Raw genomic sequence first — 13,302 nt, forward strand, 5'->3', positions numbered from 1 at the left:
TTCAGGTGTTCTCGAATTCATCCAGGGTTCAGGCCACCGCACGCGGCGGATAGACCCGGGTAGGCACGAAAGGAATCAGGCAGATCAGGGCCACGGCAATGCAGGCCATGACCAGGTACAGGTCGGCGGAAGTGAGTACCAGCGCCTGATCGTGGATGCGCCTGGCCAGGCCGGTAGCGCTGTCGTCGACCAGCGGGGCATTGCCCAGGCTGTCCACCAGGTGGTTGGAATGGAAATGCCGGCGCAGGGTGCCAAGGGCATCCAGCAGACCACCGGCGATCACTGCAGCCAGGCCTTTCACGGTGTTGAACCAGCTGGAGGCGAACGGGCCTTCCTGCGGGGTCATGCCGTTGGTGGACAGCATCAGCAACGGCAGCACCGCCATCGGCTGGCCGAACACCTGCAGCAGGTAGAACGGGTAGAAGTCGCCACGGATCCACTCGCTGGTAAGCAGGCTGCTGCCGACACAGGACACCGCCAGCATCGCCAGGCCGATGCCCAGCACCCAGCGGCAGTCCACCGCACGGATGTTGCACAGCGCCGCCGTCAGCGGCAGGGCGATCAGCTGCGGCATGGCCACCAGCATCATCAGCGGGCTGGTCTGCGCAGGGCGGTAGCCCTGGATCTGCGCCAGGTAGGCCGAGGGGATGCTGCCCACACCCGACAGTACGATCAGCACACCGGCCAGGGTCACCAGGGCAAAACTCAGGTTGCGCCGCTTTAGCATGCGCAACTGGAAGAACGGCAGCGGCTCGGACCACTCGTTGTACATGAACAGCACCAGCAACAGCAGGCCACCGCCCAGCAGCCAGCAGATCAGCGGCGAATCGAACCAGCCCCAGCGGTCGCCCAGCGACAGGCCCAGCACGATGCAACTGATGGCCGGCAGCCCGAGCAGTACGCCACGCCAGTCAAACTGCTTGAAACGCTCCAGGCGCAGCGGGTCTTGCGGCAGGCCCCAGCCGACGCAGACGATGGCCAGCAGCGAGGGCAGGATGATCTGCCAGAACGCCCATTGCCAGCCGACGTACTCGGTCCACAGCCCCGCCAGCGGCGTGCCGAGGTTGGGGCCGAAGGTGGCGGTCAGGGCATAGCAGGCCAGGCCGTAAACCTTTATACCCGGCGGCAAAAAGCGCAGGGCCACGCTCATCAGCATCGGTGGCAAGGCCCCCGAGGCAAAGCCCTGCAGCACCCGCAGCAACATCAGGCTGTGCAGGTTGGGGGCGAACGGTTGCAGCAGGCCAAGTACGGCAAACAGGGCGATGGCGCTCATGGTGAAGCGCCGCAGCGAGAAGGTGGTGGCCAGCCACGGCGCAAAGGCCATGGCCGAGACCGAGGCGGCGCTGTACACCGCCAGCAACCAGGCGCCTTCGTCGGCACCGATGCCCATGGCACCGCGGATATCGGCAAGGGAAATCTTGGTGACCGACTCGTTGAGACCTGCACACAGCACGGCCAGCAACACACCGAACAGCCCGACCACCACCTGCAGGCCAAACGCCGTCTGCGCAGGCGCGGCCGGCGCAGGGGCGGCGGCCAGCGCCGCAGAGGGCGCCGTCAGGGAAGTCATGAGAATACATCTCCAGCAACAATTTCAGGGCTGGGGCAAGTTTAAGAAGGTCGAATGCTGACGAAAACTGACTTGTCGGTAGTTTTATATTGCGTCAGACGCAATCCATGCCTGAATCACGGATCGATGCGGCCACACGCTTTCAACGTCTGGCGCAACCAACGGTGCGCGGGGTCGTTGTCGAAGCGCGGGTGCCACGCCTGCATCACATTGACCTTCTCCAACGGCACCGGGATCTCGAACGAGCGCAATGGCAACTTCAACCGCTGCACACTGTTGAGGATATTGGCGGGTATCGGCAGGATCAGGTCCGAATCCGGCAGCGAGAACATCGCCGAGTGGAAGCTGGTGGTGATCAGGGCCACGCGCCGCTCCACCTTGTGGTTGGCCAACGCCACATCGATCGGCCCGTTGGCACGGCCGCGCCGCGATACGCTGATCTGCGGGTAGGCGGCAAAACGCTCAGGGGTGATCGGGGCGTCGAAGATCGGGTGCCCCACACGCGCAAGGCCCACGAAGTAGGTGTTGAACAGGCTCTGCACCTTGATTTCCGGGCCCAGCTCAATGGCCGAGCTGATGATCAGGTCGATATGCCCGTTGCGCAGCACTGCATCATCGTCACCGCTGCCCTCCGGGACAAACCGCAACACCGTACGCGGCGCCTGGGCCAGCATCATGCGCAGCAGCTGGGCGCCGTAAAGGGCAATGAACAAATCATTGGTGCGGATGTTGAAGGCACGGTCCAGGTTGACCAGGTCGACATCGTCACGGCTGCGGAACACCTGCCCGGCCTGCTCCACCAGGCCATGCACCTGCTCGCGCAGGGCCAACGCACGCGGCGTAGGCACCAGGCCACGGCCAGCGCGCACCAGGATCGGGTCACCCAAGGCATCGCGGATACGCCCCAATGTCCGGCTCATTGCCGCCGGGCTCAGGTTCATGCGCTGCGCTGCGCCCACCACGCTGCCCTCGTCGAGCAAGGCATCGAGGGCGACGAGCAGGTTCATGTCCGGGAGTTGCATGGCCGTTTTCCGTTACAGCTGTGGGAAACGCGATGGTAGCAGGTTGGTGGATTGCATCAGACGCAATGCGCTCTTGCGTGGTGGGGCATTTATTCACTGGGCATGTTCGGCCTTAAATGAAGCATTGGCAGGTCTGGCCTTTTCGCGGGCGCGCCCGCTCCCACAGGAACCCCACGATGCCCGAATGTTGTGCGACACACCTGTGGGAGCGGGCATGCCCGCGAAAGGGCCGATCCTGCAGACACACAAGCCAGCCTCTGCCAAGGATCCCACATGCCCAGCCCCGTCCTGATCGCTATCGACGCCTCCCCCGCATCCAGCGCCCTGCTCACCCTCGCCCGCCGCTACTGCCGCCCCGGTGAACACGAACTGCACGTGCTGCTGGCCATCGATTCCACCTTCGCCGTGCATGAGCAACCTGCGCCCTACACCGCCGAGGAACTGGAAGAATACCCCGCCGCCTGCGAGGAACAGCAGCATGCCGACCACGCCGTAGCCGAGGCCGTGTGCGAGCTGCAGCAAGCCGGCTTCACCAGCCTGGGCTGCATGGTGGCCGGCCAGCCGGTTGAAGCGATTGTGGCCAAAGCGCAGGAATTGAACTGCGAACTGATCATCATGGGCCACCGCCACCTGTCGCGGTTGGGGCGGTTGCTGGACCCGTCAATCAGCGCGAAGGTGATTGACCGGGTCACAGTGCCCGTGATGGTGGGAGCTGCGGATTAGAGATCGCAGCATCTGACAGCTCTCCTATTGATCAGCCAAATAGGATTGCCGCGTGATTTTTATCCCAATACCGAGCTGCTCCATGTGCATTTTGACAGGCCATAACCTGTCGTATGGCGTCTTATAGTGACCACTGTAGTTGGTCATTATCAGGCGACGGTCCTTCATCGCAAACTCCCCCGCTGCGACGACATTGGGACTTGTGCGATGATCACGGGCCGCAATTTGGGCAAAGCTGGCGTGAGTCGAGTAAACCTCAGCATGCTGGAAGCTACCGACAATTAACTCCCCTCTGTCGGTGATCAACCACTTGTGCGTCACGGAGTTACCCTCCTTGAAGAGAGTGCTCATATCTGCCGAGTCGTTTACAACTGTCAGCCATGCCAGTTGGCGCTTGATATTCTTGTCAGTGGTCGAGACTTCATATTTGAGACGGTCCTGATTCGTATTGACCAAGCGCTGCATCTTTTGCACCTTCTTCGGCCCACCGGTGACTTGTTGCCAAAAGCGGCGCAGCCCAGAACGCCCAGAAGGGTCGACCCGATTGACAGGGTCTCCCGAACAATAGGAATAGGCGTTCAAACCACCGCGGCTGAAGGGGCTTAGCTTGTCGGCGCTCTGGAACCGCATAAGCCTGGGGTTATAAACCCGATGGCCATTTCCGAGCATGTAGGTACGGGTGATCAAATCAACGACAGCACCGTTAAACGCCGACATGGCCATCAAGTGTCCTTGGAACAGGACATGACCATAAGCGTCATAGGACCGCCAATCGGAAGCTTGAGCAGACGCGGTGTTCATTGTCGGCGCCCTCCATCGGAAGTATGGTCACTATCGCCTATCTGCATCATCTGGGTAACTGGCAAAAATACCAGGCGCGATCAGTGCCAGCCCCGGCTTACCCCTCGCTCGGCTTAACTACCACCGTACAAGTCGTCCCCGCCGCCAGCAAAAACCCTTCCGGCACTTCATCAATGTGGATCCGCACCGGCACCCGCTGCGCCAGGCGCACCCAGTTGAAGGTGGGGTTAACGTCGGCGATCAGCTCGCGACTTTGTGGGTTGTCGCGGTCGTAGATGCCGCGGGCAATGCTCTCCACATGCCCCTTGATGCGCTCGCCGCTCATCATCTGCAACTCGGCCTGGTCACCCACCTTCACGTGGGGCAGCTTGGTTTCCTCGAAGAACCCGTAGACCCAGAACGAATTTTCGTCGACCACCGCCATCACCGCCTCACCCGTGCGCGCATAGTCGCCCTTGTGGATGTTCAGGTTGGTCACGTAGCCATCCACCGTGGCGACAATATGGGTGCGCTTGAGGTTCAGCTCGGCTGCAGCCAGTTCGGCAAGGGCTTGCTGGTAATCGGCCTGGGCGGAGTTGGCGATATTGCTGGCGTCGTCGCGGTTTTCCTTGGAGATCACCAGGTTGTCCATGTCGGCACGGCGCTTGGCGTTGACCTTGCGCATTTCCCAGGTGGCCTTGCGCGAGGCGACCATGGCTTTGGCCTGGTCTACCGCCAGTTGGTAGTGCTCGGGGTCGATCTGGATCAGCAGGTCGCCCTTCTTCACCCGCTGGTTGTCCTTGACCGGCACATCCACCACGTAACCCGGTACGTCGGCGGCGACGTTGATGATGTCGGCGCGCACGCGGCCGTCGCGGGTCCATGGCGTGGTCATGTAGTGCAGCCACAGCTGGCGACCGATGGCCACGGCAGCGACCAGCACCAGCAGGGTGGCGATCAGGCTGAAGAACTTTTTCATCGAAGGTTTCTCACCAGTAGACAGTAAGCGCCATGGCGCCGAACAGGCAGACGAACAGGCTCAGGCGCAACAGCGCCGGGTGCCAGAAGAAGCGGTAGCCATCATGGCTGGCGATGAACCGGTCCAGGCCCCAGGCCAGGCCAAGGGCGAACAGGAACATCAAGGTCATGGTGGGCATGTACACGCCATGGAAGGCGATTTCACGGGGCATGGTGCAATCCTTTCGCCGGTGCCAGTGGCGACTGTGGGTCCAGCAAGGAGGAACGGATGAAGTGCAGGTAGCTTTGCGCTCGGCGCAGTACCGAGGTGTCGAAGTGCCGGGCGAACGGTTCGTCGGTGGCCTGCACGCGGGCAATGGCATGGTCCACGGCGACCAGGGCCCGTTCGTGGTTGCTCGCACTGGGCTGCAAGAACAACCGCGTCAGGGCACGACCCATGACGCGGATGGCCTGGCGCCACGGCTGTGACTCGGCGTAGGCCGGGTGCACCGGTGCGCGGGCTTGTTCCTTGCGCAGCTCGATCACGGCGTGGCCGATTTCCAGCACGGTGAACATCCAGCCCATCAGCTGGCTCTGCACTTGCGGCTTGCCGGCCGCCAGGCCATAGGCCTGGTGCAACAGGTCGCGGGTGCGGCTTTCGAACGCCGTGCCGATGCCGCGCAGGCGCCCGCTGATGGCAAACAGCACCTGCTCGCGCAGCTCTTGCTCCAGGCGGCTCCACAACCAGCGGCTGTTGGGCGGCAGGATGATCGCCCCGGCGGCGGCGCAGACAAACATGCCGATGACCATGCCGATGTAGTCGTTGATGAAGGTGTACGGGTCATACACAGTGAGGTTGTTCGGCACCGAGCCAATCGCAAAGAACACCAGCAGGCCGATGCCGTAACCGGCGTAGGCCGGGCGTGACGAGAGAAACGCGCCCAGCACGAACACCGGCGCCAGCACCATGCACAGCAGCGGGAAGCCGTCGATCCAGGGGAACACGAAGAAGGTTTCGAAAAAGCCGATGAAAGCGCCGATGGCGGTGCCGCAGGCCATCTGGAACGACATGCGCTTAGGGTTCGGCGAGGCCGCCGAAAGGCCCACGGTGACGGTGGCGATCAGGGTCATCATGGCGCCACTGGGCCAGTCACTGAGCAGCCAGTAGCTGCCCAGCAGCAACAACACCGCCGAGGCGCGGATACCTGCAGCCAACGACACTAGCCAGCTGGTCTGCGCCACGTAGGGCTCGTCCCACTGCTCGCGTTCGTGCTTGTGCGCAGCCAGCGAGGCGTGGGTTTCGGCGTAGCTGTACATCTCGTCGACGAAGCGGTACAGCAGTTCGAATGCGGTGTGGAAGTCGAGCAGGTCGGATTCGCTGGGGTCGGTTGCCAGGTACTCGGCACGCAGGCCGCGCACCTGAGCTTGCAGGCCTTCCTTGTAGGCCGCCAGCTCCAGGGTCAGGCGCAGTGCATCGGCGTCGGTCAACGCCCGGCCCACGTAAGGCTGCAGCAGCTCCACCAGGGTGTTCAGGCCCGGCTCGATGGCACTGACGATCTGCAGCGGGCCACGGGCACGCAGGCGTTCGAGCAGGCGATGCAGGGCATTGAAGCGCGTGGTAATGGCCATGAACTCGCTGTTCATCCGTACCAGCCGACCACTGCGGCGACGCATGTGCGGGTCTTCGAAGGCGGTGACGTTGCGCAGGCTCTCAAGGCCCACGGCCTCGGCAACGAAGCGCACGTTGCTGCTCTCGAAACGGTCCTTCTGGCTATCGCCACGCAGGGCCTCGACCACCACCCCGGCGAACACGCCAAAGCGCTGGTACAAAGCGTTGCGCATGGCGGCACTGGCCGACTGCGGCAGGATTGCGGCACTGACGAAGGTCGACACCAGAATCCCCAGGGCAATTTCCAGCACCCGCCATACCGCGGCCATGAAGGCCTGGTCGGGGTGCTGCAGCACCGGCAGGCCGATCATCGCAGCGGTATAACCGGCGAGCACGAAGCCATATGCGCGGAAAGTGCGGTAGCGCATGGCGCCGGCCGAACACAGCCCCACCCACAAGGCCAGGCTGGGCAGGAACAGCTCGGTGTTCTGCGGGAAGATGGCGATCAGCGCCACCATCATCGCCGAGCCGGCCAGGGTGCCGAGCACCCGGTAGAAGCTCTTGGCGAACACATGCCCGCTTTGCGGCTGCATGACGATGAACACGGTGATCATGGCTGTGCGCGGTTGCGGCAGCTCCAGGCGCATGGCCAGCCACAGGGTGATGAACGCGGCGACCAGCACCTTGAAGATGTACACCCAGGTCACGCCGTCGGTGCGTGCCCAGGCAAAGAAGCCCCGGCGCCACTCCAGGCTTTGCAGCCAGCGCACGGGCAAACTGGAAGTGCTCATTCGGCGTTATCCGGCTTCTTGTCGAAAATGGCCAAGGTGGCCGGGGTTTTCGGCGCGGCCTGGCGTTCCTCTTTCGGCGCATCCTGACCGGCCTGCAGGCCACCACCCAGGGCGGTGACCAGCTCGGCATGGGCGATCAGGCGGGCGGCCTGCACCTGCTGCTGCACTTGTTGCTGGCGGAACAGCAAGGTCTGCGCGTTGAGCACGTTCAGGTAGTCGGTAAGGCCGCGCTGGAAGGCGACCATGGCGATGTCATAGGTTTTCTGCGCGGCGGCAACCGACTCGGCAGCGAAGTGCGACTGTTCTTTCATCGACTCGCGGCGGATCAACTGGTCGGAGATGTTCTTCAGTGCCCCCACCACGGTCTGGTTGTAACGGGCCACAGCCACGTCATACCCCGCCGAGGCCACACCCAGCTCCGAGCGCAGGCGGCCACCGTCGAAGATCGGCAAGCTGATGGCCGGCCCGACGTTGTAGTTGAACTTGCGCCCGGTCAAGAATTCCAGCGGGCCACCGCCGGTGGCCATGAAGCCGAGGCTGCCAACCAGGTCGACGTTGGGGAAAAAGCCGGCGTGGGCGACGTCGATACCTCGCGCCTGGGCGGCCACCTGCCAGCGGCTGGCGACCACGTCGGGACGCTGGCCGACCAGTTCGGCAGGCAGGTTCGATGGCAGTTTCAACGGCGCGGCCAAGGCCAGGGCCGGGCGCTGCAATTGCGCGCCCTCCCCCGGGCCCTTGCCGGCCAGTGCGGCCAGTTGGTTGCGGGTCAGGGCAATTTCTTCGTTCAGGCTGTCGAGCTGGCGGTGGGTTTCCGGCAGCGGCGCTTCGGCCTGGCTGACTTCGAAATGGGTACCGATGCCGGCATCCAGGCGGCGTTTGGCCAGGGCCAGGATCTGCTCCTGCTGCTCCAGTTCGGCCTTGACGATATCGCGCTGGGCAAAATGCAGGCTCAGCTGGATATAGGCGCGCACCACGTTGTTCTGCAGCTCCAGCTGCGCCTGGCGGGCTTCGGCCACGCTCATGTGTGCCTGGTCGACGGCCTGCTCGCTGGCATTGCGTTCGCGGCCCCAGAGGTCGAGGGCGTAGCTGAAGCCGATGGCGGCGTTGTTGTCCCAGGTGTTGGCGCCCGACAGCGCGCCCGGGCCGTAGAACTGGTCCTCAGGCCAGTTGTGGCGCTTGAGGGTGGCCTGGCCGTTGGCCTGGAGCTTTTCGGCCGACTCGACCACGCCGGCCATGGCCTTGGCCTCACGTACCCGCGCTGCGGCCATGGCCAGGCTCGGGCTGCCGGCCACGGCCAGGTTGAGCCAGCGATCCAGCTGCGGGTCGCCATAGGCGTGCCACCACTGCTGGTCGGGCCAATGGGCGTCGGTCGCGGCTTCGCGTATGGCCGCGTCGGTGGTCAAGGTATGGGCTTGCAGCGTCTTGCTTTGCGGGGCGATGCCCCAGGTTCCGATACAGCCACTCAAGGTGAGGGCAAGGGCACAGGCACTGAACGCATTGAGCGTTCTGATGATGCGACGCGGCACAGCTGCGATTTCCCGAGGAAGAGGTGAAGGGGGCTGGGCAATTCTAGGGGGCGGCAGCACTGGCGATAAGCGCAGATTCCTGCGAATCTTTGTTACCAAAACAGCGATAATCCGCCTTTGGTCGAAGGCAACTTTTCAGCTTTTCTGCGTTACTTCGTGACACAATTTTGTCCTCTACATCGAGAGTGACCCATGGACACCCTGCAAAACATGCGTGCTTTCAGTTGCGTAGCCCAGCTTGGCAGCTTTACCGCTGCTGCCGCGCAACTGGATACGACCACCGCGAACGTGTCGCGGGCGGTCTCCAACCTGGAAGCCCATCTGCAAACAAGGCTGCTCAACCGTACCACCCGCCGCATTGCGCTGACCGAGGCCGGCAAGCGCTACCTGATGCGCTGCGAACAGATTCTTACCTATGTGGAAGAAGCCGAAGCCGAAGCCAGCGATGCCCATGCCCGCCCGGCCGGGCAGCTGAAGGTGCACTCGATGACTGGGGTGGGCCAGCACTTCGTGGTCGATGCCATTGCCCGCTACCGCGAATCGCACCCGGACGTCACCTTCGACCTGACCATGGCCAACCGCGTGCCCGACCTGCTTGACGAGGGCTATGACGTGTCCATCGTGCTGGCCACCGAACTGCCCGACTCGGGGTTCGTGTCGCAGCGCCTGGGCATCACCTACAGCATCGTCTGCGCCTCGCCCGACTACATCGCCCGCCACGGCAGTGCGCAAAAGCCCGCCGACCTGCTCAAGCACGCCTGCCTGCGCATGGTCAGCCCGGTGATACCGCTGGAAAAATGGCTGTTCGACGGGCCGGAAGGTCAGGAGATGGTCAACATCACCAGCTCGCCGTTCATGGTCAATACCGCCGATGCCATGAAGACTGCGATCCGCAGCGGCATGGGCGTAGGCGTGCTGCCGATCTATTCGGCCATCGATGGCCTGCGTGATGGCAGCTTGGTGCGGGTGCTGCCCGAGTACCGCCTGCAGGAGCTGAACCTGTACGCCATCTACCCGTCGCGGCAGTACCTGGATGCCAAGATCAAGACGTGGGTCGAGTACCTGCGCAACTCGCTACCGGAGATTCTCGCGGCCCATGAGGCCGACCTGAAAACCCATCAGGTGCTGATCGCCAACTAAAAAGCTGCTGCATTGCGGGGGTGGACAATGGTAGGTTGCTAACCATTACCTACCCCCGCCTTGCAGAGAAGTTGCCCGATGAAAAAGACCGTCCTGGCCTTCAGCCGTATCACCCCGGCCATGGCCGAGCGCCTGCAGCAAGACTTCAACGTGATTTTGCCCAACCCCAAGCTCGGCGACATCAACGCCCAGTTCAACGAGGCCCTGCCGGAGGCCCACGGCCTGATCGGTGTCGGGCGCAAGCTGGGCCGTGCGCAGCTTGAAGGCGCGGCCAGGCTGGAGGTGGTGTCCAGCGTGTCGGTCGGCTACGACAACTACGACCTGGACTACTTCAACGAACGCGGCATCGCCCTGACCAATACCCCAGACGTGCTCACCGAAAGCACCGCCGACCTGGGCTTCTCGCTGGTCATGGGCTGCGCCCGCCGCACTGCCGAACTGGATGCCTGGACCAAGGCCGGCAACTGGCAGGCCACCGTGGGCCCGGCCCTCTTCGGTAGCGATGTGCATGGCAAGACGCTGGGTATCGTCGGCATGGGCAACATCGGTGCCGCCATTGCCCGTCGCGGCCGGTTCGGCTTCAACATGCCGGTCATCTACGCGGGCAACAGCCGCAAGACCGCGCTGGAGCAAGAGCTGGGCGCGCAGTTCCGCAGCCTGGAGCAGTTGCTGGCAGAAGCGGACTTCGTCGTCATTGTGGTGCCATTGTCCGACGCCACCCGCAAGTTGATCAGTGCGCGTGAACTGAAGCTGATGAAGCCAAGCGCGTTCCTGATCAACATCGCCCGCGGGCCGGTGGTGGACGAAGCCGCGCTGATCGAAGCGCTGCAGAACGGCACCATTCGTGGGGCAGGCCTGGATGTGTACGAGAAAGAGCCGCTGAGCGATTCGCCGCTGTTCAAACTGCCCAACGCGCTGACCTTGCCGCACATCGGTTCGGCCACTGCCGAAACCCGTGAGGCCATGGCCAACCGCGCGATGGAGAACCTGCGCGCGGCACTGCTGGGTGAACGGCCGCGGGACCTGGTGAACCCGCAGGTGTGGAAGGGCTGATAGCCTTACTTTGCCTGTACCGGCCTCTTCGCGGGCTTGCCCGCGAAGAGGCCGGTACAGGCAACAGATTATCTATTTGGCCACCAAAATACCGTCAGCCACCTTGGCCTTGGGCTTGCGAAACACCAGCACATTCCCCGCCATCACCGCCACCAGCCCCAACAAGGCCGGCGCCGTCCACTGATACCCCTCGGCCACCGCCGACACATTCAACGCCACCAACGGGAACAGCACCGTGCAATAGGCTGCCCGCTCCGGCCCCATGCGCCCGACCAGGGTCAGGTAGGCAGTGAAGCCGATCACCGAACCCGGAATCACCAGGTACATCAGCGAACCGATGTAGCGGGTGTTCCACTCCATGGTGAAAGGAATGCCGCTGAACAGGCAATAAACCATCAGCATGGCGGCCCCGTAGACCATGCCCCAGGCATTGGTAGTCATGGGCTTGAGCCCGGCCTTCTGCTGCATGCTCGACAGCATGTTGCCTGCCGAGAAACACAGCGTGCCGAGCAGGGCAAGGCCGAGCCCGAACAGGGTCTCGCGGCTGGCGGCATGGTGGGACAGCTCTGGCCAGAACAGCAGCCCCAGGCCGATCAGGCCCAGGGCACCGCCGCCCAGCACATTGGCGGCGATCTTCTGGCCGAAGAAGACCCGCGCGTTGAGTGCGTTCCACAGGGTTGCAGTGGAGAACACCACGGCGATCAGGCCACTGGCAATCCACTGGCTGGCAGTGAGGAAGCACATGAAATTGACGCAGAACAGGCACAAACCTTGGGCCAGGCAGATCTGGTGGCCGCGGCGGTTCATGGGTTGCAGGCGGCGGGTGAGCAGCAGGATGGCGAACAGGATGAGGCCGGCCAGGGCGAAGCGATAGACGATCGAGACCGGGATGGCGACAACGCCCAGCTGGAGCTTCAAGGCGATCCAGGTGGTGCCCCAGATCAGGACGGTAAGCAGGTAGAGTGACAGGTTCATGGGTAGGGCTCCTCAAGCGGTCGTCCATTCACACCGGGGCCGCTTCGCGCCCTATCGCCGGCAAGCCAGCTCCCACAGGTACAGTGCCCGGCTTGAGGCAGATGCTGTACCTGTGGGAGCTGGCTTGCCGGCGATCGAGGGTGCAGCCCTCGCCAGTGCCACCAGTGTTCGCCCTGTGCGGCGCCTGGCGCTTGCACAAACTTGCGCTTTTCCTTTGCCGGTAGATGTCACTCGATGCAAGGCGCAGTAGGATGGCTGGCAAGAGGAGCCCCCCATGACGCCACTCACCCAACTGCAAGTGTTCAACGCCATGCATGCCTCGCCCCACGCCAGGCTGGAGCTGAGCGCGCACCTGGGCGACGGGCTGGCGGCGGCGCTGTGGAGCAACCGCGACGATGCCCGCGACTATCAGGCCCCGACCCACCACACCCTGTCGTGCTACATCGCCGACGGCACCGGCACCTTTCGCCGCCAGCGCCCGGCCGACAAGGGCGCGCCCGGCAAGCTGTGCGTGATGCCAGCCGGGCAGGAGTCGAACTGGGTGGTCAATGGTGCAATCCGCCTGGCGCACTTGTATGTCAGCGAGGTGCAGTTCGCCCTGGGTTGTGTGCGCCTGCTCGACCGGGAACCGCGTGAACTGCAGTTGCAGGAAGCGACTTTTCTCGACGACCCGCAACAGGCCGTGCGCTTTCGCCAACTGATCCAGCTGGACTGGGACGAGCCCGGCGAGCGCTTGCTGGCCAGCAGCCTGGCCCACGAGATCGTCGACCATGCGCTGCTCAACCAGGTCGGGCTGCGCCAGGGCCTGCGCCTGAAAGGCGGGCTAGCGCCGAACCTGCGCCGGCAACTGGTCGATTACATCGAGGCGCACCTGGACCAGCCGATTACCCTGGGCGAACTGGCCTTGCGCTGCAACCTGTCCGAATACCACTTTGCGCGCATGTTCCGCAGCAGTTTCGGCCTACCGCCGCACCAGTACCTGCTGGCCCGGCGACTGCACCGGGCCTGCCAGCTGCTGCAGCTGGGCGTGATGCCGCTGGGGGAGATTGCCCTGCTGTGCGGGTTTGCCAGTGCCAGCCATTTCAGCAACCGGTTCAGGCAGGCGCTTGGTGCAACACCTGGGGAATACCGTTCGGCATTCAAGGCGTGAAATGGG

Annotated in this window: 12 protein-coding genes; 4 read left to right on the forward strand and 8 right to left on the reverse strand. The window is 63.6% G+C overall.

The window, feature by feature from the left end:
- Positions 1-28: 28 nt before the first annotated feature.
- Entirely contained in the window at positions 29-1,570 is a 1,542-nt protein-coding gene (locus tag MRBLPB4O_RS23485) for an MFS transporter (protein WP_341796741.1), read from the reverse strand.
- A 116-nt stretch (positions 1,571-1,686) separates the two neighbouring features.
- Positions 1,687-2,592, reverse strand: coding sequence for a LysR family transcriptional regulator (locus MRBLPB4O_RS23490; protein ID WP_016497993.1), 906 nt, complete (start codon positions 2,590-2,592; stop codon positions 1,687-1,689).
- A 273-nt stretch (positions 2,593-2,865) separates the two neighbouring features.
- Here MRBLPB4O_RS23490 and MRBLPB4O_RS23495 point away from each other — a divergent pair, with 273 nt between their 5' ends.
- On the forward strand, positions 2,866-3,315 hold the full coding sequence (locus MRBLPB4O_RS23495; RefSeq protein ID WP_341796742.1) for a universal stress protein: 450 nt from the start codon (positions 2,866-2,868) through the stop codon (positions 3,313-3,315).
- A gap of 24 nt (positions 3,316-3,339) precedes the next feature.
- Here MRBLPB4O_RS23495 and MRBLPB4O_RS23500 read toward each other — a convergent pair whose 3' ends face one another.
- The 5 genes from MRBLPB4O_RS23500 to MRBLPB4O_RS23520 all read right to left on the reverse strand — a co-directional run bounded on the left by MRBLPB4O_RS23500 (position 3,340) and on the right by MRBLPB4O_RS23520 (position 8,978).
- On the reverse strand, positions 3,340-4,116 hold the full coding sequence (locus tag MRBLPB4O_RS23500) for an RHS repeat-associated core domain-containing protein (RefSeq protein ID WP_341796743.1): 777 nt from the start codon (positions 4,114-4,116) through the stop codon (positions 3,340-3,342).
- A 97-nt stretch (positions 4,117-4,213) separates the two neighbouring features.
- Complete coding sequence (locus MRBLPB4O_RS23505; protein WP_234227734.1) at positions 4,214-5,074, reverse strand: HlyD family secretion protein; 861 nt, start codon at positions 5,072-5,074, stop codon at positions 4,214-4,216.
- Positions 5,075-5,084: 10 nt separating this feature from the next.
- Entirely contained in the window at positions 5,085-5,285 is a 201-nt protein-coding gene (locus tag MRBLPB4O_RS23510) for a DUF1656 domain-containing protein (protein ID WP_009685040.1), read from the reverse strand.
- Positions 5,275-7,452 (reverse strand): FUSC family protein, encoded by a 2,178-nt coding sequence (locus MRBLPB4O_RS23515; RefSeq protein ID WP_341796744.1) that lies wholly within the window; start codon positions 7,450-7,452, stop codon positions 5,275-5,277. The genes MRBLPB4O_RS23510 and MRBLPB4O_RS23515 overlap by 11 nt, the downstream gene beginning before the upstream one ends.
- Positions 7,449-8,978 carry an efflux transporter outer membrane subunit gene (locus MRBLPB4O_RS23520; protein WP_341796745.1) on the reverse strand — a complete coding sequence of 510 codons (1,530 nt, stop codon included), beginning with the start codon at positions 8,976-8,978 and terminating at the stop codon, positions 7,449-7,451. The genes MRBLPB4O_RS23515 and MRBLPB4O_RS23520 overlap by 4 nt, the downstream gene beginning before the upstream one ends.
- A 192-nt stretch (positions 8,979-9,170) precedes the next feature.
- Between MRBLPB4O_RS23520 and MRBLPB4O_RS23525 the strand changes: the two genes are divergently transcribed.
- A complete protein-coding gene (locus tag MRBLPB4O_RS23525; RefSeq protein ID WP_016497987.1) occupies positions 9,171-10,118 on the forward strand; it encodes a LysR family transcriptional regulator in 948 nt (315 codons plus the stop codon).
- A gap of 78 nt (positions 10,119-10,196) precedes the next feature.
- Positions 10,197-11,171, forward strand: coding sequence for a D-glycerate dehydrogenase (locus MRBLPB4O_RS23530; RefSeq protein ID WP_016497986.1), 975 nt, complete (start codon positions 10,197-10,199; stop codon positions 11,169-11,171).
- A 72-nt stretch (positions 11,172-11,243) separates the two neighbouring features.
- On the opposite strand, the gene MRBLPB4O_RS23535 is transcribed toward MRBLPB4O_RS23530, so the two are convergent.
- Positions 11,244-12,146, reverse strand: coding sequence for a DMT family transporter (locus tag MRBLPB4O_RS23535; protein ID WP_341796746.1), 903 nt, complete (start codon positions 12,144-12,146; stop codon positions 11,244-11,246).
- Positions 12,147-12,420: 274 nt separating this feature from the next.
- On the opposite strand from MRBLPB4O_RS23535, the gene MRBLPB4O_RS23540 reads away from it, so the two are divergent.
- Entirely contained in the window at positions 12,421-13,296 is an 876-nt protein-coding gene (locus tag MRBLPB4O_RS23540; RefSeq protein WP_341796747.1) for an AraC family transcriptional regulator, read from the forward strand.
- Positions 13,297-13,302 lie beyond the last annotated feature (6 nt).

The sequence above is a fragment of the Pseudomonas sp. LPB4.O genome (assembly GCF_038383825.1).
GTDB lineage: Bacteria > Pseudomonadota > Gammaproteobacteria > Pseudomonadales > Pseudomonadaceae > Aquipseudomonas > Aquipseudomonas putida.